Consider the following 17,903-nt stretch of genomic DNA (forward strand, 5'->3'; position numbering starts at 1 on the left):
AGCTTTCGATTTTAGAACGATTACTTAACTCTAGACATGGCCAATCGCTACTATTTCTTGTATTTACGTTGACTATCGGTTTATGTTGTTAATATGTTAAATGACATTGCACCTATTTGACGGTGTAATAATACTTAAATGATATTAATGATTGGACTTGGTGGTTAAGTGCAGGGACTTACAGCTGTTTTTCTATTTGCATTGGTATCGATCTATTCGATGCATATGCCTGCAACCGCGGCTAAGTTAACAGCCCAAGAAGAGGCGACACAACAAACCAGCTTAACATTAGAGCAATGTAAAGCCCGTATAAAACAGATTTCCCCTCAAGCCAGCCTGAGCTTTTGCAGCCAACAGCTCAAAATATTAGATATTGATAAATACCCCATCATCGCCGCCAAGTTACAACTTATCTTATATGATATAAACCAAGAGTTAGGTGACAAAGTCGCTGCGGAACAAATGCTTGATGACGTTAAAAATAGCGCTGCTTTTACTCAAAATGTCGAAATTCAATATCTCTGGCTACGTAAGAAAGCCGCTGAAAAACTTTATAGAAAGTCCTATCAAGAAGCTAAAACCTTATTTGAACAAGCTTTTAGCATTGCTAAAGCCCAAGAGTCTGAAATTTGGCTGGCGAAAAGCTATAACGATTTAGCACTAACTGAACAGTATTTGAATCAATATGACAAAGCATTAAGCTACTACCAGAAGAGTTTAGCGATTAAAGAAGCGTTAGGTAATGACTTTTATACTGCGATAACCCTCAACAATCTTGGTTTGATCTATAAAAAGCTCGAAAAATTTAAAGAGTCCCAGCGCTATTTTGAACTATCACTTAAACATTATTTACGCTACACCACTCATAATGTAGATCTTCATGTTATCGGTTATATGTCACATCTCTACGGAAATCTTGCTGAGATATATAATATAAACAATGAATTCAATAAGAAAAATTTCTACAGTAATAAGGTCATCGAAGCATACAACGATAACCTTGTCGGTGACGACAGGCTTTCTGCGTTAATTAATGTCGCGACGATCCATATCAATGCCAATGAATTTACTCCAGCCCTAAATGTCGCCGACACATTATCGGAATATTTAACCCGCGACGACCATTCGTTTCATGATGTAATTTTCTATTTAAAAGCCCAAATAGCCACACATCAAAAAGATGCGACTCAAGCCATAAAATTTATTGAAAGTGCAATGGACTATAGCGACACGAAACAAGACTCATTGCAAAAAATGAACATTTATCACTATGCTAGCGAATTATATTATGACAATGGCCGCCCCTACGAGTCTCTGGTTTATCTAAAGAAATATCAACAGTTACACGAAGCCTTATTGGAAAAAAAATACAGTGAGAACATTACAGTCATTCAAAGCGACATAGAGAATGAACGCGTGCAACGAGCATTAGCAGAAGAGCAAGTTGCCAGTCAGCAGAAGAGCCAAAAAATAGATAAGCTACTTAATTTAATCCTTGGCATTACCAGTATTGGCTTGTTAATTGGCTTTATTGTGAGCTTTTATATTTATAGAAAACGTAAAACCCAGCAGCATTTAATGACCATAATCGAGTCGCATAAACAGCAATTATTTTTATTATCTAATGACGATATAACAGAACAAGACGACACCCAACAGCAGGCAACTTTGCCATTGTCACCGTCAGAATTAACGGCTTCATTTGCTGAGTTATTAGTGAATACGATGATTGATTGCATCAGTATTTGGGAGAAAAGCACTAAAACGAATAAAGTAGAATTAGCCGACAGAAGCCAAATTTGGACGATATCTATCGATTCCGGCCGTCTAAGAACACGCTCTTTAGATAAATACCTACACGTAAAAAAATTACCTGATAATCCACGGTGGCGTAATGTGGTTAAAACCTGTCACTTCATCTTGTCTGAGTGCAACTTGTCTAACGATGATAGAACATTATTGACCTCGCACCTTGACCAAATTATGCAAGTGATCAAGAGCGAGTCTTTAGGCGTAACGTAATTGACTAATTTTGCGGCTTACCCACCTTTTTTAAGTAATGGTTGCTGTAGTTTTATCTCGCGAACACTGTCTCTTACTACTGGCTTAAGTACATTTTTATACACACAACTAAACGTTAATCCTTCAGTCAATCGGTAATCACTTTGTTGTGCTGTCGCAGGATTAATCCCCACTAAAAAGCTATTAGGTGCAATAAACTTAGGCATTAGATTATTATTTTGATCTTTGATATTAATCGAAGCATAAGCATTACACATCGACACAGCCACAAGCCCTGCAATATTGATTCGATTTGTTACGCTATTAAGATCGGGTGAATTAACATTATTGTCTTGTAGCTTCGTGAATGGGTCTATCACGCCATGAAAGCCCCCTAAATCATCTATTTCGACTTCCGGTTGCAGAAGCTGACGAGTGTTCATCGATTGTGACGCAGCAACATGATCATTATGTAATGTCAGTTGTTTACTCATCATCCATTTTTCAATATCAAAGTACTGAGCACGATAATGATACTGTTTAATCATATCCATCTCGCTCAGTTCAAAAGTGATTTCGGTTTTAATCGCGGCACTGACAGGCGTGAGTTCATTAAATGCAAGTTGGTGCGCAGATGCGCTACCAGCACAACTAAGCAGAGTGACTAGGGGTAATACGTATTTCATAAAATATCCTTTTTAGAATGAATGCATCAACTTAGACGCTATGCATTTCCATTTTTATAGTCCACTAAATACTAGGGTAAATTTGGGTAAAACACAAAACACCCCCTTTTTAACCCTCTAACTTTGCTGACTTTTTTATCTTAACTGTTAGTTTTAAATCAGCTTAAGTCATTAAGCATGCTTCAACATTTTACTAACCAGAATAAGGAAAGTCAGGATGAGTATACTCAAAAAAACATTAATCAGTATGTGTCTAATGAGTGCATCAACAATAGTTTGTGCAACCCCAATAACCGCTAACGTCACAGCAGATAACGATTTCATTGTGGTACATTCACCAGGTAATGGTAGTACACCTACAGTGGTTTACCGTGGGGCCAATGGCAGTAATTGGAAAAAGATAGAATCATTCAAGTTTGATATCGACAACTCAGCACAATCACTAGAAACCTGTTCAGTGAGTGTTATTGCGTGGGGGGATGGTGCAGTATCCCAAGGTATGGCAGCCATCTTTAAGGGTGATAATACTATTTATACAGGCTCTGGGCACTTTAAGGCATATCAATCAACGACTCCATCATCCGGTTGGGCACAAACTGGAGGGCCTAATGCAAGTCAAATTAATGCATTAATTGCAGGTTCTTTAGCTAATGGCCAATCGCCTTACCTGTTGCCTGGTTCTGTCGCGGGAGGCACCTCACCCTGGGGAACCATGAACTTCCCTCTCGCCAGTAATGTTAATGCGAATAATTTCCGCTGGGCTTGGTCGACAAGTAATTTAGCCAAAAAAACCTATTCTGTATTCACCGCAGCCTGTGGGGATATCGTTGACGCTGGTGCAGTCCATATGCCTGGAGAACACTTCCAATGTTATGGCGTGCAGAAAGGAGATGCCCTTCGCGAAGAAACTATTATGATAGAAGATCAGTTTGGTAAAACGCGTGCAGTTTTGGGTAAGCCAGTATTGTTATGTAACCCTTCAAGCAAGATCCACAACGACAAGATGTATAAAGTTCAAAATGAAAAGCGCCATATGGTTTGTTATGACTTAATCAAGCACAGCAAAGTGGAAAACTACAATCTAGAAATCAACAACCAGTTTGCACCTGATCAGATAGTCAATGATCAACGTGAGTTGTTCTGTGTTCCTTCGAGTAAAAAACACTTAAAGCCAGTAAAACCAGGAAAACCCGGTAAGCCGTTCCCAAGAGAAATGAAAAGAGCAGAAATAAAACCATTAAAGCAGCTATAAACCTAAATTGATAAAGGGTTATACATAGTCAGTGAGTCCCCTCACTGACTATTTTTTATTGGTGAAAAATAACAAAAATACAAAATATGTTCTTGCGCATAGAAATCTACACGCCCATCTCAACCGCTTTTTTAGGAGTAAAGCTACTGCCTACTGATGCGATAATCACCAAGCCAATGGCGGACCATTGTAATAAGGTCAATTGCTCACTTAAAATAATAAAGCCTGCCAATGCCGCAATCGCAGGCTCTAAACTCATTAGCACGCTAAAGGCTTGAGTAGGCATATTACGCAGCGCCACCATTTCTAATGAATATGGCAACGCACTTGATAATACTCCCACTAATAAACCAAGCGGTAAGACTTCCCAACTGATTAACGCTAAACCTTGGCTAACGGCGCCTACAGGCACTAACACAACAGCTGCCACCGTCATCCCGAGTGCAACCGTAATACCACCAGATGCCTGTTTACCAGTGCGAGTACCAAATAAAATATACCCAGCCCAACAAGCACCGGCAGCCAGTGCCATTAATGCACCAACGACATCAAGCCCTTGCGTACTAGACAAACTGGGCATAAGCAGCAAAATACCCGCAATAGCACAGGCAACCCAAAACAAATCACTTTTACGCTTTGAGCCAAATAATGCCACAGCTAAAGGGCCGGTAAATTCTAGGGCGACGGCAATCCCAAGGGGAATACGTTCAATTGAGAGATAGAATAAAATATTCATCCCGCCCAGGCACAGCCCATAAATAATAATGCTTTGCCAATCTCGGCCTTGAGGTAACGCACGCCAAGGACGGAACACCAACCACAATACGGCCGCGGCAAAACCTAAACGTAACGCCGTAGTGCCTTCTGGCCCCACGATAGGAAAAAGTTGTTTTGCTAAAGAAGCACCAGATTGAATCGTTACCATTGCCAACAACACACTGCCGACAGCAGTAAGAAGTACACGATTGATTTGCATAGAAAAAACCTAAAGATGAAAAACGCAATAACGGCATTCTACATGAGCACGTTAAAACCGAGCAGTATTAAATATCAACATGCACAGAAGTCATACCATTAAGCAATTAATCCTATGCCTGTGCGATGCTTTTTATAAAGTCGATTTTGCTGTTCGTGGTTGCACCATTATTGTCATAACCACAGATATGATAACCACTGGCAATAAGCATATGTAACATGTTGGGAAACTGATTCATGGACTTAACTTTAATCGCTTTAAAGCCATGGATAACAGCCCAAGACTCTTGCAACTGGCGTAATTGAGAGGCGACTTTCATTTCTCGGTGTTGTGGTGCAACACCGCCAAGCCAACTGTAAAACTCATCATGATTGAGCGAGTAGCCCACTTTAAAACCTATGGGCGTTGTATCGCATTTAGCCACTAAAATTAACGCGTTTTTACCCGTAAGACGCTCGGCTATTGAGGTTGCCGTGATGCTATTGTCAAACTCAGGCACTAATCTAAGTACCGCGACAATATCGTCTACCGTACCTTCAACAAACTGATAAGCCATAATGCCCTCTCTTTAATTCACCAACCAACTATGTAATAACCGACCAGGCATAACGGCAAACGTGCCCGCAACGATTAACCCACCACAATACAAAATAATCATGCTGCGCTTATGACCATTAACATTACCTTTTTTAATATCTATACCCAAACAACCTGAAGATGCTCGATTTCAGCAAGAATTTACACGCGTTTAGGCAAGGCATTTATTGCGGGGAATGGTTGTTCCCTTTCCAAAATCAATAACACAGCATAAACGCGTGTAAAACTTGCCCTTTGGGAGTTTCACCGTGTTTCCACTACGTTGTTGCGCTAATTTATAAGGTGCCTACATTACCGCATTAACGCGCCTAGTATTGAAAACACGGTGAAGCTCTGAAACACGTATCTTCAAGTTGATTGGGTATAAATACCCTGCAGGTACCGCGTAAAGTGTCAGTAAACTGAGTAAATGAATATAACCAAAATGATTAAAAAATAACGTACCTAATTGTGCTGGCATCAATAAAGACACAATGGCAGTAAACAACATTAATAGCATATAAATTTTGCCTAATGCTTTATGTCTAGGTGTACCTTTTCGAACCATCAGCAATTAGGTACCAATGAAAAATGCTGGAACGACTGTAACTAAATGTAGATAAGATAAGTGACTGTAATCCATATATTACTCTCTGTTAACAACACTAATGCTTGTTAAATTTATGCGTAATACTATACCGCGCGGTCATCATGATGCGGTTAACATTAATCCCAACATACCAAGACAAAAACCAAAAACAGCTCCCATTGGCGGTGCCCAACGTTTTGCTAATTTTACCTGAGGAGCTAAATCTTGAAATATGGAGTAAAGAATGCCGCCCGAGGCGAAAAGCATCACAGCTGAAATAATTTGTGGGGATTCTGATAACCACAAATAACCACACATTGCAGCGATAGGGCCTAACACAGCCATCAAACAAAACATGATTATAATTTTTTGAGGCTGATATGCAGAAGAGGCATTTAATTCTCGGTAGGCATTAAACCCTTCCGGCACATTCTGTAACGCGATTAACGCCGCCAGTAAAAATGCAGTGTTGCTTCCGGTTGCGAAAGCCGCACCTAGCGCGATAGATTCAGGAATAAAATCTGACAGCATTGCAGCAAGTTGAGTGGCAGGGGTATCAATTTTATTAAGGTAAATATCAAGGGCCATGAAGCTAAGCCCGCCGACCATAAACCAAATGCATGCAGCTAATGGATTAAGATGTGCGAGCCCTTCTGGCACCAACACTAAAGCAACAGCAGATAATAATGCTCCACCTCCAAATGCCATGACACTGTGCCTGAACTCTTGTTCAATCCACTCATTACCTACTTTTTCAAAGCGGGCAATAAAGGCGCCTAAAGGCATAGCCAAACCAGCAAGCAATGTTGATGCTATAACGGTTAGCAGCAAAGACATGATTTAATCCTTTAAAGCGTAAAAAGCTGTTATAACCAACAATAACAGGTCATCACCATGAAATAATGAGACTATTTCTGGAGATGACAAACATAATGAACATCTTAATCACTTTGGCTAGGTTATATGTTTATTATTTACCCAGCGCTTGATGAAATGCCTTAATAAAGCCATCATAATCTTCAATTTGCGGCATATGACCTAACCCTTCAAGCTCGATTAAGGTTGAACCTTTAATTAACTTATGAGCATTAACGCCAAGCTTTTTGTAATCACCTAAGGTTCTGGTTACGCCTTCTTTTAACCAACCACGACCAGGTCCGGTTTGATCTCGAGTGCCTATAATGAGTACCGTTTCATTCGTTATTTGCGAAAATCTATCGACAACGTTTTCTGAGAATATTGGCCCATAAGTGAGGGCATTATTCCAAGCAACAATAGGCCAATCATCGCCTGCTAACATCCCTTGCATGGGTACTAATAATTTCTCGTATTCATCAGACCATTTACCGTCGTAATAATTGGCTTTTTGGTAGTTTCTTGCTTTATCAACGCTTGCGGCTAGCTCATTTTTATAGAAAAAGTTAACGTCTTTAAATTGCACATATCGACTGTAATCTTCTAAGCCGATAGGGTTAATCAAAATGAGCTTATTAACTGCGCTTGGGTAATTAACCGCAAATGTTGTCGCTAACATGCCGCCCATAGAGTGGCCTACAAGATCAAACGTGTTGATGTGTAAGCTGTCTAATAACGATTTAGTATTTAAGGCTAATTGACCAAAACTGTATTGATAAAACTCAGGCTTGGTTGATTTACCAAAGCCAATTTGATCAGGAATAATCACTCTGTAGCCATTAGCTAATAGATCGTTTGCAACCTGTTCCCAGTAGTAGCCGGAAAAGTTTTTGCCATGTAACAGCACGATCACTTTCTTTGCGTCTTTAGCGCCCACATCCATATAGCGCATCGCTAAATCTTTGCTTTGTGAGTTAAAATTAAACGTCTGCACTTCAAATGGATAGTCAAATCCGTCCAACTCTTTATTGTATTTAACAGGTTCTGCGGCAAATACAGGTGCTAACACCGTAAATAGGCTCAATAATACTAAATAAAAACGCTTCATCTTTATCTCACTCAAAGAAATAATACATCAATAAAAACTCAAAGTAGCAGTCACTTACATCTATTACAACATCGTTTTATTCATCTGTTGAACTACATTTCTTGGCGAACTTGGCCATAAGCTAACATTGCAAATAAGCCGGTACCGCCAATAATGTTACCCAATAACGTAGGACCAATATGATGAGACCATGCCGTGAAAAAACTTAACTCGCCATTGAGCACTAAGGTAAATATTTCATTAGAGCCCGCAATAACATGAGTAAACTCGCCTGCGGCAATTAACCAGGTAAACATGATTATCACCAGCAACTCAGACCCTTTTGCAGAAGGGAGCATCCACACCAAGGCAGCAATAAAAAATCCAGCCGGAATACCACGCAATAACGATTCGGATGGCGTTAGCTCCGCCACATGGCGCGATATCTGTAATATCGCGCTAAATATATCTTCCGTTAATATTCCACCATGCACCACCATAGCAGCAGTAAAAAATGTGCCGACAAAATTAGCCCCTAGCACCACAGTCCATAAACGCGCAGTGCACGCTAGGCTTTGTTTAGAAGGGTTTGCCAGTAACGGTAAAATCACGGTAATGGTATTTTCGGTAAATAATTGCAGCCTGGCTAAAATCACCAATACAAAACCAAAGGTATAACCCAGGCTTTCAATCAACGATAGATAAGGATGATCGCTACCAAGATTGCTACGAATAACCGCTTCTGCTAATACCGAAGATGAAATACCGATACCGGCAGCAATACCTGACCACCATAAAGACAGCATCGGCCGCTCTAATTCTTCTTGCCCTTCCCTGAGTATGATTGAGTACACGGTTAACGAAGAAAGGCTGCTATTTTCAGCCACGGCTTCACGCTCGGAGTCAGTTAAGGCGATTTCTGATGCGGTAGCTTCGTGCTCCCGCGTTTCGCGTTTAACCGCTTTGTGGTTAGAGTGCATATTCGACGTTGCCGCAAGGGGCTTATCAGATTGAGTGGGTCCATTTTGTGTCATATTGCTATCCTTTTCGGCGATAAACGTAAGACTTGCTGAACGTTCAATGTTGTTCTATCCGCTAAGTCCAACAGGTGCTGCGATGGCGCTTAATTCACATTTTTAGGTAATAAGTTGTAAGCATTCCTGACAGTATCATAACCATATTGCCGCTCTAACTTACGGACTATAAAGTGGCCTCTGGCCATGTCTTGAAAATGATCAATAAACAAAGTATTAATGATGGCTCCACCCGCGGCGCCAATGGCTGGTATGGCTTGAGCAGCGGCTTTTTGGGTGACTTGCACGCCAAATTTTTCAGCGATATTACTGACGAGTTTAACGAGAAGAGGCGCCGCTTCGTCTGTTACGCCTTTTTTAACCATAAACTCAGCCGCTTCTGACACCGATTTAGCCAGAGCAGCTCTTACCGCAAAATAACCTGATTCACTGCTGTCGTCTAAATCGCTCGCGCCGCCTAAAGCAAACACTTCTAGACAAGCCATTTTAGTGTCTAACGAGGTAATTAATTCACCTTCACTGCGGGCAATATCGGCAATAGATCGCAACATAATAGAAGTTGAAACCGGAAGTTCAACTGCAATCGCAGCTAAACCAAAAAAACCACCCATACCACCACTCACCGCAACACCCAGTTTATGCCAGCGATTAGATGACGCTTCTCCAGGAATGTCTTTCATCGTAAAAATAGCGGCTTCAGAGGCTTTCATTAACGACTTTTCAGTCACTTTAGCGATATTTCTATTCCAGTTGTCTGGCAATAACGCTAAGCCCTTTTCAATCGGCGTGCCGATAAAATTCGTTATTTTAACCGCCAAGCCAGGGTTTTCTAATAATGATTTGGCCATTGCCAACTCTTTTTGATGTGACGCTGAAATATTCACTTATTCCCCTTAGCAATAAATCAATTCACTCCAACAGAGCTTTCCCTGACCAACTTTACACACCCAAACGCATTAGAAGCATAAGCTATCTGACAACTTCAATTTTAACCTCAATGACCCCTGCCGAAATATTGCCGATACTACTGAATGCCGATTTGGAGAGGTCGATAATCCGCCCTTTTACAAAAGGACCGCGATCATTAATATTAACGATAACACTTTTACCATTGGCAGTATTCGTGACTTTAACATGCGCACCAAAGGGTAACGTTTTATGGGCAGCAGTTTTAAGGTTGTGTTGGTATAAATCGCCATTGGCGGTTTTATTATTTTGATGACGATCTGAATAATATGAAGCTTGACCGTACTCAGTAAAACCTATTCGATCACCACTATCTGACTGGATTGTAGAACAGCCAACCAGAAGTAATGAAAATAAAGATAGGAGTAATATTCGAGAAATGGTAACCATGTTTTATCTTATTGTGTGTTCACATAACGAGCCAACGCTATCACTCGCTTTGTCGTGTCATTATGTGATGAACAGTAACCGACTTTGAATAGTGATTCAAATTAAACTCTTCATGAGACTTATACTGATACCCCAATAAAAAACACCTTGCGAGTTAGCCCCACAAGGTGTTTTAGATTAACAATAGTCTGGTGAATTCACACCGCTACAGCTGAGTTACTCTTTGTATTTTAGGGTGCCATCGGCTTTGATTTCGTCGTACCACAAATTGTGGTGCTGCGAAGCCCAGTTTTCGTCACAATAGCCCGATACCATACACTCCATACCGCCTTCGCTGAGTACAGTCGCCATCCAAATGTGCACGATGGTAAACGCAATTAAAATAACTGCACTCACCCCATGTACAAGTAAAGCGATCATAGATAACTCGCGTGGCAAGTCGAGCGTAGGGAACACTAGCATGACCCCTGTTGCGCTAATGCTAAGACCAAAAATAGCTAAGGTCCAGAACCACATTTTTTCACCCGCGTTAGCAAAACCACTGTCTGGGTGTTTGCCTTTAAACGGGCCAAAGTTAATGTAGCCACCGACCACTAAAAACCATTTAAAATCGTACATTTTAAAGGTTTGTAACGGCATCCACTTGATTACACATAATAGCCAAGACACCATAAAAATAGGTCCAGACCAGTCATGGGTAAACTTACAGAAGGCGATAATACCTGCCCAAATGCCGTCACCGACATAAGGAGCAAGGAAATGCCGCCCAAGCATAATGACCAAACCCGTTAACATAAGCGTTAGGCAAGAGATTGCCATAACCCAATGCAACCAGAGGTCAGCTTTGCTCCAACGAAGTACCATTTTACCTGAAAAGCCTTTACTCAGTTTGGATGGACCATTAACGAAGTAAAACACTAAAAAGGCAGCAAAAACGCCGACTATAGCTAAGCCTAGTGCGGGTTTTAAGTAAGTATTTCGTAGTATCTTACCTTCATTGCCTGCGACATTGATAAGTACATCAGCATCTAAGCCTTTGTCTGTACTGTATCCCGGTTCGCCGGCTTTAACTGCGCGCCAGAGATCTGCATCGCTGGTTTTAGACTTTGCTTGTTGTTGGCTAGATTGTTCATCCGCGGCATACACCGGTGATGTAACCAACCCCAATCCCATACACAGAACCAACAGAGCAAACATCCTGCGCAGTGATTTGTTTAACGTTAAAGTTAACATTGTCACTCCTTATATGGCTGCGAACTTAATCGCAGCACATGCTCTGGTTAGATCATTTCGCCGGTTTTAGGGTTGTAGCCCCAAATCACATTTGGATTACCGCGTGATGCCATACGTTGACGGTAAATGTCAGACACAATGCCTGCATCGCCCGCAAGTAACGCTTTGGTTGAACACAACTCGGCACACATAGGTAATTTACCTTCTGCGATACGGTTAGAACCGTATTTGAGGCGCTCTGCTTCTGAATGATCTTCTTCAGGGCCACCTGCACAGAAAGTACATTTATCCATTTTGCCACGGCTACCAAATGCAGTCTTTTTAGGGAACTGCGGTGCACCAAACGGACAAGCATAGAAACAGTAACCACAACCGATACAAGTATCTTTGTTGTGTAGCACTATGCCGTCTTCGGTACGGTAGAAACAGTCTGCAGGGCATACTGCCATACAAGGTGCGTCGGTACAGTGCATACACGCCACTGATATTGATGCTTCTCCTGGTTCACCATCGTGAAGGGTCACCACGCGGCGACGTTGAATACCCCACTCTAAAGCAGAGTCGTTCTCGTTTTTACAAGCTGTGACGCAACCGTTACACTCGATGCAGCGTTTGGTGTCACACAGAAATTTCATGACTGCCATAATGGCTTATCTCCTCATCAAGTGTTTAGGCTTTGCTGATCTGACACAAGCTAGACTTAGCCTCTTGCATCTGAGTCACAATGTCATAGCCATAGGTCATTACGGTGTTAGCGGATTCGCCAATTACGTAAGGTACTGTGCCTTCTGGGTAGTTTTTCTCTAGGCTCTTGCCTTCAAATACACCCGCAAAGTGGTACGGCATAAAACATTCGCCAGCAATAACACGTGGTGTCACCATTGCTTTAACGGTAATTTTTGCCCCTTCTGGACTGTGAACAAACACGTCATCACCATCACGTAAACCGCGATCTGCAGCATCTGCTGGGTTGATCTCGATAAACATTTCTTGCTGTAGTTCTGCAAGCCATGGGTTACAACGTGACTCTTCACCACCACCTTCGTACTCAACCAAACGTCCGGTTGTAACGGCAAGTGGATAGTCGGTAGCAAAATCCTTATCTTGAATGGTTTTATAAAGTGTTGGTAGGCGCGCCACCATACGGTCTTCATACGTTGGGTACTTAGCCACCAAGTCACGACGAGGGGTGTACAGTGGTTCGCGGTGTAATGGAATGTCATCAGGGAAGTTCCATACGATACAACGCGCTTTAGCGTTACCGTAAGGGATACAACCATGCTTAATTGCCACACGTTGAATACCACCAGAAATATCAGTTTTCCAGTTTTGTCCTTCTGCTTTAACTTTTTCTTCAGCAGTTAGATCGTCCCACCAGCCAAGCTGTTTAAGCATGTCGGCAGTAAACTCTGGGTAACCGTCTTGAATTTCAGATCCTTTCGAGAAAGAGCCTTCAGCAAGAATGTTATTGCCTTCATGTTCCACACCATAACGCGCGCGGAAGTTACCACCACCGTCTTTAACTTCACGTCCGGTACGATACAAAATTTGTGTACCTGGATGTTTGTTTTCTGGTGTGCCCCAACATGGCCAAGGTAAACCATAGGTTTCGCCTTTAGCTGGGCCGCCGGGCGCTTCAAGTGAGTTAACGTCGAAAGTACCCCAGTTTTCTTGGTGCATTTTCAAACGCTCTGGACTTTGACCTGTGTAACCAATGGTCCACATACCCGTGTTAAACTCGCGAGTGATATCTTCAATCAATGGTTCTTCGCCATTGACTTTAATGTGTTTACAGAATTGTTCTGCAACGCCCCATTTTTTGGCCAATTTATACATGATGATATGATCAGGTAATGACTCAAATAATGGTTCGATAACTTGCGAACGCCACTGCAGTGAACGGTTAGACGCAGACACTGAACCATAGGTTTCAAACTGCGTTGATGCTGGTAATAAATACACCCCATCTTGGCGTTCGTGCATCACACCGGCCATGGTTGGGAATGGATCGACAACCACAATTGTATCCATTTTGTTGAGTGCTTCTCGCACTTCACGGCCACGGGTTTCGGTGTTAACTGACTGTCCCCAAAAGAAGCCCAGACGAATATTGTCTTTCTGCGCAATCTTGGTTTTGTCTTCTAACACGCCATCGTGCCAACGTGAACAAGGAATACCTGCTGAGGTTTGTGGGTCTTGACCTAAGTATTGAGCTTGGTCGAAACGACTTTTAATCCAGCTCGGTTCTAAGTCCCATACATTGGCCCAATGGTCCCATGCACCTGACGTTAAACCGTAATAGCCTGGTAAGTTATCAAACAACAAGCCAAAGTCTGTTGCACCCTGTACGTTATCGTGACCACGGAAAATGTTTGTTCCGCCGCCTTCGATACCCATGTTGCCAAGGGCTAGCTGTAAAATACAGTAAGCGCGGGTGTTAGCATTACCAATGTGATGCTGAGTACCGCCCATACACCATACAATGGTGCCTGGCTTAGTTTCAGCCATCATTTTAGCGACGCGATACATTTGTTCTTTTGGCACGCCAGCAACATGTTCAACTTCTTCTGGAGTGTATTTCTTCACTTCTTCTTTAATACGTTCCATGCCGTATACACGTTGAGAAATGAATGAATCATCCTGCCAGCCGTTTTCGAAAATATGCCATAACAAACCATAAATAAATGGAATGTCAGTACCTGGACGAATATGGACATATTCATCAGATTTAGCCGCTGTACGGGTAAAGCGAGGGTCAACGACAATGATTTTAGCGCCGCGCTCTTTACCAATTAAAATGTGTTGCATCGCCACTGGGTGAGCTTCACATGGATTAGAACCAATAAACATCATGCACTTTGAGTTGCGCATGTCATTAAACGAGTTAGTTTGCGCACCGTAGCCCCAAGTGTTTGCAACACCGGCTACCGTGGTAGAGTGACAAATACGAGCAGAGTGATCGACGTTGTTAGTGCCCCACATTGCTGCTAATTTGCGATACATATAAGCTTGTTCGTTTGAAAATTTAGCACTACCCATAAAGTAAACAGAATCAGGACCAGACTCTTGACGAATCGACTCCATTTTGTCGCCTACTTCATTGATGGCTTGATCCCATGATAGACGCTTCCATTTACCACCTTCTAGCTTCATTGGGTATTTTAAGCGTTTTTCACCATGACCATGCTCACGTAATGCAGCACCTTTAGCACAGTGTCCACCTTGGTTAAATGGATGGTCAAACGCAGGCTCTTGCCCTGTCCACACCCCATTTTGTACTTCAGCATAAACACCACAACCAACAGAACAATGCGAACAAATTGTTCTTTTGACTTCTGTAGGCGCGTTATGTGGTACATCTTTGGCTTCTGCTTTACGCATCATACCTGCACCAAGCATTGATGCTGCGGCAATACCACCGGTCGCCAAACTGGCAGACTTTAGGAATTGACGTCGGTTAAGACCTAAGCCGGACGTTGTTTTAGTCTCGACTGTGTCTGATTTGCGGGTTAATCGCATCACACACTCTCCTTTTGTTATTTACTTAACGAGGCATAGTAGTTACGGATATGCTCTGTTTCGCGATAGTTATTGCCCGTAGGCTCTTGTGTAGACGGTTTAGTCACTTGGGCAAGCGCGGGTGCACTCACACTAGCAACAGCACCTGCCGCACTGCCGAGCGCAAGTGCTTTTAACACTTGGCGACGACCCATGTCGGAAGCTTGCTTTTTCATATGGTCTCCTTGTTGATAAAAAGATGAGGCTAGTTACTGCCACCATCCGGTTTAGTTAATTTGCACAATCTCGTCTTCAACCGGCTCAAGGTCAGCACTACCTGGACAGTTCACCGGAATGTTTAAACTCAGTTGTTCAAATTCATTCGCTTCTGCCTTAAAAAAGGCAAGAGCAAGTTGCGCAACCGCAACGTAAAAATGGGCACTAGGCGTTTTGGCTAAATTTTCACAAAAACGAATAATCCAGCTACTAATATGGCGTTGATAAAACGCTAATTGTCGGTAACTAGGTGCTTCTAAAATAAGGCAGCCCATCACTTCGCATAATGCGGCGACATGATCTTCAGGCTCTTTAACGTTCTCTTCACGTTCAAACCCTAGTTGCATTAAGTCACTGCGCAATGCCGCTAAAGGTTTATCCATAAGTGAACCGGTCATAAACCAACTGCCATAAGGCATAATTTCACCGCTGCCGACGCCCAGGAAAATGGAAAAATATTCATCTTCTAGGGTATCTGTATCACTTTTTTGTGCTGCTTGCTTCAATGCTATCCAGGCATCGCTCATGGCGTTGCCTTCTTCGACTTCTATGTCTAAATCAGCTAAAAATTGCAATAACTCGGCACTCGGCTGGCGGCGCATTAGCGCGGCCAACAACTGATATATATCAGCTCTTAATTGGTCGTTTTCGCTTATTTGTCTCACTGTTTCTGTCATAGCAGATCTCTTATCGCAATTGCTTTTCTGGATCGTCAAGGATGTCTTCAAACATGTCTTTTACACGGCAATCGCCACACATTTTCAAACGCTCTATATTGGCGCTAAACGCACTGTGCGCGCCGACCATTTCGACCATTTTATGTATCATTGATTGGGTGGCAAACTCGCTACCGCAACGGATACACTCAAATGGTGGTTCTTCTTTTAGTATTTGGATTTGCTGACGCTGTTGTGGATTGAAGTTTATTTGTGGAATTAGACTAATGACCTTTTCCGGACACGCTGCTTCACACAAACCACATTGCACGCAGTCTTGCTCTGTGAATTTAAGTGCTGGTGTATCTCCACCATCTTTTAATGCTTGGGTAGGACATGTTGCAACGCACGACATACACAAGGTGCATTTATCGCTATTAATACTCACCATTCCGTAAGGAATGTTCGCCAGAGGCATCACGTTAACAACCGCGGCGGCCTGGCTATTTAGATGGTCAATCGCTTGAAACAATAAACTGCGTTTGGCATTACTTGTTGGGGCAATATCCGCCTGATTAACAACCATTGGCATAATCACTGGCCATGCTAGGCTGATGGTTAATGCTGGCTCTAAATCTTTTAGATCTTCAGGGCTAATTAAGCGAATACGCTGTGGCTGTCCCATTTCATCTAAAATACGGTTGGCTAATGCCAATTCACCTTTGAGCATTTGCGTCAGTGTGGGAGCTGTAGCAGGGGTATTTAAAATCAACACTTCCCGAGCACCATAGGCTAACGTTGTCATCCAATGATCAATACTGGCTACGGTGATTTCTTCCATTGCCACAGGTAACACATCGCCGCTTAACTCGTCGCTAATAAACTGAGCACCAGCTTCATTGTCGTGAAATAACACCACGGGTGCGGTTTGCGCTTGTTGACGGTAACGACTAACTAACTTTTCAAGATAGGCATGCAAAGATTTTGGCGTAGGTAAATCATAACTTAATGCCCCTGTTGGGCATGCATTGGTACAACTGCCTGCGCCATGGCAAAGGTAAGGGTCGATTTCAATTTTTTGCGCTACGCTACTAATCGCATCAGCAGGGCAAAAGTTTAAGCATCGGTTACAGCCATTTAAGCCATGTTTGTTATGCGCACAAATATCGTGATTAACTTTAACGTATCGTGGTTTATCAAACTGGCCGACTAAATCGGGGATTTGCTCAAGGGCATCTGCCAGTAATGCTTTGTCTTGGCCTACATAAAAATACCCAGGAGGCAGCATTTCTAAATTAATACTTGGGCTGTGACTTAGGTCTAGTACGATATCAAAGTGTGCTTGACGAATCGCCACCACACTGAGCTCGCTGATGCCATTATCACCTTCAACTTTTACCTGAAACTGACCTAAAAAGCCTTTAATACTGACTAATTTGTTGTAGTAGCTTTCAACTTGCGTGGCTGCATTCATTACCGCTTCAAGGTGTGCTTCATCCTGGCTAGTAATCGCTTCATTGGCCAAAATGACACAACTGTTCATGGTGGACAATTTGTCCGCCGCTAAACGGGCAAGATCTTCTGGGCCAATGACTAATACATTACCTTGAGTGGTATAGCTGACTGTTGGCGGGATCAGATTTTGTAAAATCTGGGTATTCGCCATTACCTGTTGCCGAGCTTGTTTCAGCATAGGCTGGTTTTTTATTATGCTCATTGCGTTCCTAATATCGGTTTTTGTCTCTGGTTAATCACCCAGGCTCACGGTGCAATTAACACTTTTTATTTATATCAACTCATCAAATCGACTGACTGCATACCCGATAAC

General features: G+C 42.4%; 17 protein-coding genes. 2 read left to right on the forward strand and 15 right to left on the reverse strand.

Going from position 1 to position 17,903, the window contains the following annotated elements; all coding sequences use genetic code 11:
• Positions 1-219 precede the first annotated feature (219 nt).
• Positions 220-2,022 carry a tetratricopeptide repeat protein gene (locus ACROAE_RS17295; RefSeq protein WP_432404115.1) on the forward strand — a complete coding sequence of 601 codons (1,803 nt, stop codon included), beginning with the start codon at positions 220-222 and terminating at the stop codon, positions 2,020-2,022.
• A gap of 17 nt (positions 2,023-2,039) precedes the next feature.
• Here ACROAE_RS17295 and ACROAE_RS17300 read toward each other — a convergent pair whose 3' ends face one another.
• Positions 2,040-2,687 carry a hypothetical protein gene (locus tag ACROAE_RS17300; protein WP_432404118.1) on the reverse strand — a complete coding sequence of 216 codons (648 nt, stop codon included), beginning with the start codon at positions 2,685-2,687 and terminating at the stop codon, positions 2,040-2,042.
• A gap of 217 nt (positions 2,688-2,904) precedes the next feature.
• Between ACROAE_RS17300 and ACROAE_RS17305 the strand changes: the two genes are divergently transcribed.
• The gene (locus ACROAE_RS17305) at positions 2,905-3,939 is read left to right on the forward strand and encodes a DUF7450 family protein (protein WP_432404120.1); all 1,035 of its coding nucleotides are present in this window, start codon (positions 2,905-2,907) and stop codon (positions 3,937-3,939) included.
• Positions 3,940-4,045: 106 nt separating this feature from the next.
• Here the strand turns inward: ACROAE_RS17305 and ACROAE_RS17310 are convergent, their stop codons facing one another.
• From ACROAE_RS17310 to ACROAE_RS17375, 14 genes are all read right to left on the reverse strand, one after another.
• Positions 4,046-4,915 (reverse strand): EamA family transporter, encoded by an 870-nt coding sequence (locus ACROAE_RS17310; protein WP_432404123.1) that lies wholly within the window; start codon positions 4,913-4,915, stop codon positions 4,046-4,048.
• Between the two features lie 112 nt (positions 4,916-5,027).
• Positions 5,028-5,471 (reverse strand): GNAT family N-acetyltransferase, encoded by a 444-nt coding sequence (locus tag ACROAE_RS17315; protein ID WP_432404126.1) that lies wholly within the window; start codon positions 5,469-5,471, stop codon positions 5,028-5,030.
• Between the two features lie 327 nt (positions 5,472-5,798).
• On the reverse strand, positions 5,799-6,011 hold the full coding sequence (locus ACROAE_RS17320; RefSeq protein ID WP_432404129.1) for a hypothetical protein: 213 nt from the start codon (positions 6,009-6,011) through the stop codon (positions 5,799-5,801).
• A gap of 189 nt (positions 6,012-6,200) precedes the next feature.
• On the reverse strand, positions 6,201-6,917 hold the full coding sequence (locus tag ACROAE_RS17325; protein ID WP_432404132.1) for a ZIP family metal transporter: 717 nt from the start codon (positions 6,915-6,917) through the stop codon (positions 6,201-6,203).
• 133 nt (positions 6,918-7,050) lie between these two features.
• Complete coding sequence (locus ACROAE_RS17330; protein WP_432404136.1) at positions 7,051-8,043, reverse strand: alpha/beta fold hydrolase; 993 nt, start codon at positions 8,041-8,043, stop codon at positions 7,051-7,053.
• Between the two features lie 92 nt (positions 8,044-8,135).
• Entirely contained in the window at positions 8,136-9,056 is a 921-nt protein-coding gene (locus ACROAE_RS17335; protein ID WP_432404144.1) for a formate/nitrite transporter family protein, read from the reverse strand.
• An 89-nt stretch (positions 9,057-9,145) separates the two neighbouring features.
• Positions 9,146-9,940, reverse strand: a complete 795-nt coding sequence (locus ACROAE_RS17340; RefSeq protein WP_432404149.1) for an EcsC family protein — start codon at positions 9,938-9,940, stop codon at positions 9,146-9,148.
• Positions 9,941-10,025: 85 nt separating this feature from the next.
• A complete protein-coding gene (locus tag ACROAE_RS17345) occupies positions 10,026-10,412 on the reverse strand; it encodes a septal ring lytic transglycosylase RlpA family protein (RefSeq protein WP_432404152.1) in 387 nt (128 codons plus the stop codon).
• Between the two features lie 216 nt (positions 10,413-10,628).
• The gene (locus ACROAE_RS17350) at positions 10,629-11,645 is read right to left on the reverse strand and encodes a formate dehydrogenase subunit gamma (protein ID WP_432404155.1); all 1,017 of its coding nucleotides are present in this window, start codon (positions 11,643-11,645) and stop codon (positions 10,629-10,631) included.
• Positions 11,646-11,692: 47 nt separating this feature from the next.
• Positions 11,693-12,289, reverse strand: coding sequence for a formate dehydrogenase FDH3 subunit beta (fdh3B, locus tag ACROAE_RS17355; RefSeq protein ID WP_188958678.1), 597 nt, complete (start codon positions 12,287-12,289; stop codon positions 11,693-11,695).
• A 25-nt stretch (positions 12,290-12,314) separates the two neighbouring features.
• Complete coding sequence (locus ACROAE_RS17360) at positions 12,315-15,164, reverse strand: formate dehydrogenase subunit alpha (RefSeq protein ID WP_432404235.1); 2,850 nt, start codon at positions 15,162-15,164, stop codon at positions 12,315-12,317.
• A gap of 17 nt (positions 15,165-15,181) precedes the next feature.
• Complete coding sequence (locus ACROAE_RS17365; protein WP_432404159.1) at positions 15,182-15,379, reverse strand: twin-arginine translocation signal domain-containing protein; 198 nt, start codon at positions 15,377-15,379, stop codon at positions 15,182-15,184.
• Between the two features lie 51 nt (positions 15,380-15,430).
• Positions 15,431-16,096: a TorD/DmsD family molecular chaperone gene (locus tag ACROAE_RS17370; RefSeq protein ID WP_432404162.1), complete on the reverse strand. Its 666-nt coding sequence runs from the start codon at positions 16,094-16,096 to the stop codon at positions 15,431-15,433.
• Positions 16,097-16,106: 10 nt separating this feature from the next.
• Positions 16,107-17,792 (reverse strand): 4Fe-4S binding protein, encoded by a 1,686-nt coding sequence (locus ACROAE_RS17375; RefSeq protein ID WP_432404165.1) that lies wholly within the window; start codon positions 17,790-17,792, stop codon positions 16,107-16,109.
• Positions 17,793-17,903 lie beyond the last annotated feature (111 nt).

Origin of the sequence: Shewanella sp. MF05960, assembly GCF_050849305.1 — a bacterium.
Taxonomy (GTDB): domain Bacteria; phylum Pseudomonadota; class Gammaproteobacteria; order Enterobacterales; family Shewanellaceae; genus Shewanella.

Coding starts and splice junctions, on each gene's coding strand:
- ACROAE_RS17295 (WP_432404115.1), top strand. CDS start 220: ATGCATATGCCTGCAACCGCGGCTAAGTTAACAGCCCAAGAAGAGGCG.
- ACROAE_RS17300 (WP_432404118.1), bottom strand. CDS start 2,687: ATGAAATACGTATTACCCCTAGTCACTCTGCTTAGTTGTGCTGGTAGC.
- ACROAE_RS17305 (WP_432404120.1), top strand. CDS start 2,905: ATGAGTATACTCAAAAAAACATTAATCAGTATGTGTCTAATGAGTGCA.
- ACROAE_RS17310 (WP_432404123.1), bottom strand. CDS start 4,915: ATGCAAATCAATCGTGTACTTCTTACTGCTGTCGGCAGTGTGTTGTTG.
- ACROAE_RS17315 (WP_432404126.1), bottom strand. CDS start 5,471: ATGGCTTATCAGTTTGTTGAAGGTACGGTAGACGATATTGTCGCGGTA.
- ACROAE_RS17320 (WP_432404129.1), bottom strand. CDS start 6,011: ATGCTATTAATGTTGTTTACTGCCATTGTGTCTTTATTGATGCCAGCA.
- ACROAE_RS17325 (WP_432404132.1), bottom strand. CDS start 6,917: ATGTCTTTGCTGCTAACCGTTATAGCATCAACATTGCTTGCTGGTTTG.
- ACROAE_RS17330 (WP_432404136.1), bottom strand. CDS start 8,043: ATGAAGCGTTTTTATTTAGTATTATTGAGCCTATTTACGGTGTTAGCA.
- ACROAE_RS17335 (WP_432404144.1), bottom strand. CDS start 9,056: ATGACACAAAATGGACCCACTCAATCTGATAAGCCCCTTGCGGCAACG.
- ACROAE_RS17345 (WP_432404152.1), bottom strand. CDS start 10,412: ATGGTTACCATTTCTCGAATATTACTCCTATCTTTATTTTCATTACTT.
- ACROAE_RS17350 (WP_432404155.1), bottom strand. CDS start 11,645: ATGTTAACTTTAACGTTAAACAAATCACTGCGCAGGATGTTTGCTCTG.
- fdh3B (WP_188958678.1), bottom strand. CDS start 12,289: ATGGCAGTCATGAAATTTCTGTGTGACACCAAACGCTGCATCGAGTGT.
- ACROAE_RS17360 (WP_432404235.1), bottom strand. CDS start 15,164: ATGCGATTAACCCGCAAATCAGACACAGTCGAGACTAAAACAACGTCC.
- ACROAE_RS17365 (WP_432404159.1), bottom strand. CDS start 15,379: ATGAAAAAGCAAGCTTCCGACATGGGTCGTCGCCAAGTGTTAAAAGCA.
- ACROAE_RS17370 (WP_432404162.1), bottom strand. CDS start 16,096: ATGACAGAAACAGTGAGACAAATAAGCGAAAACGACCAATTAAGAGCT.
- ACROAE_RS17375 (WP_432404165.1), bottom strand. CDS start 17,792: ATGAGCATAATAAAAAACCAGCCTATGCTGAAACAAGCTCGGCAACAG.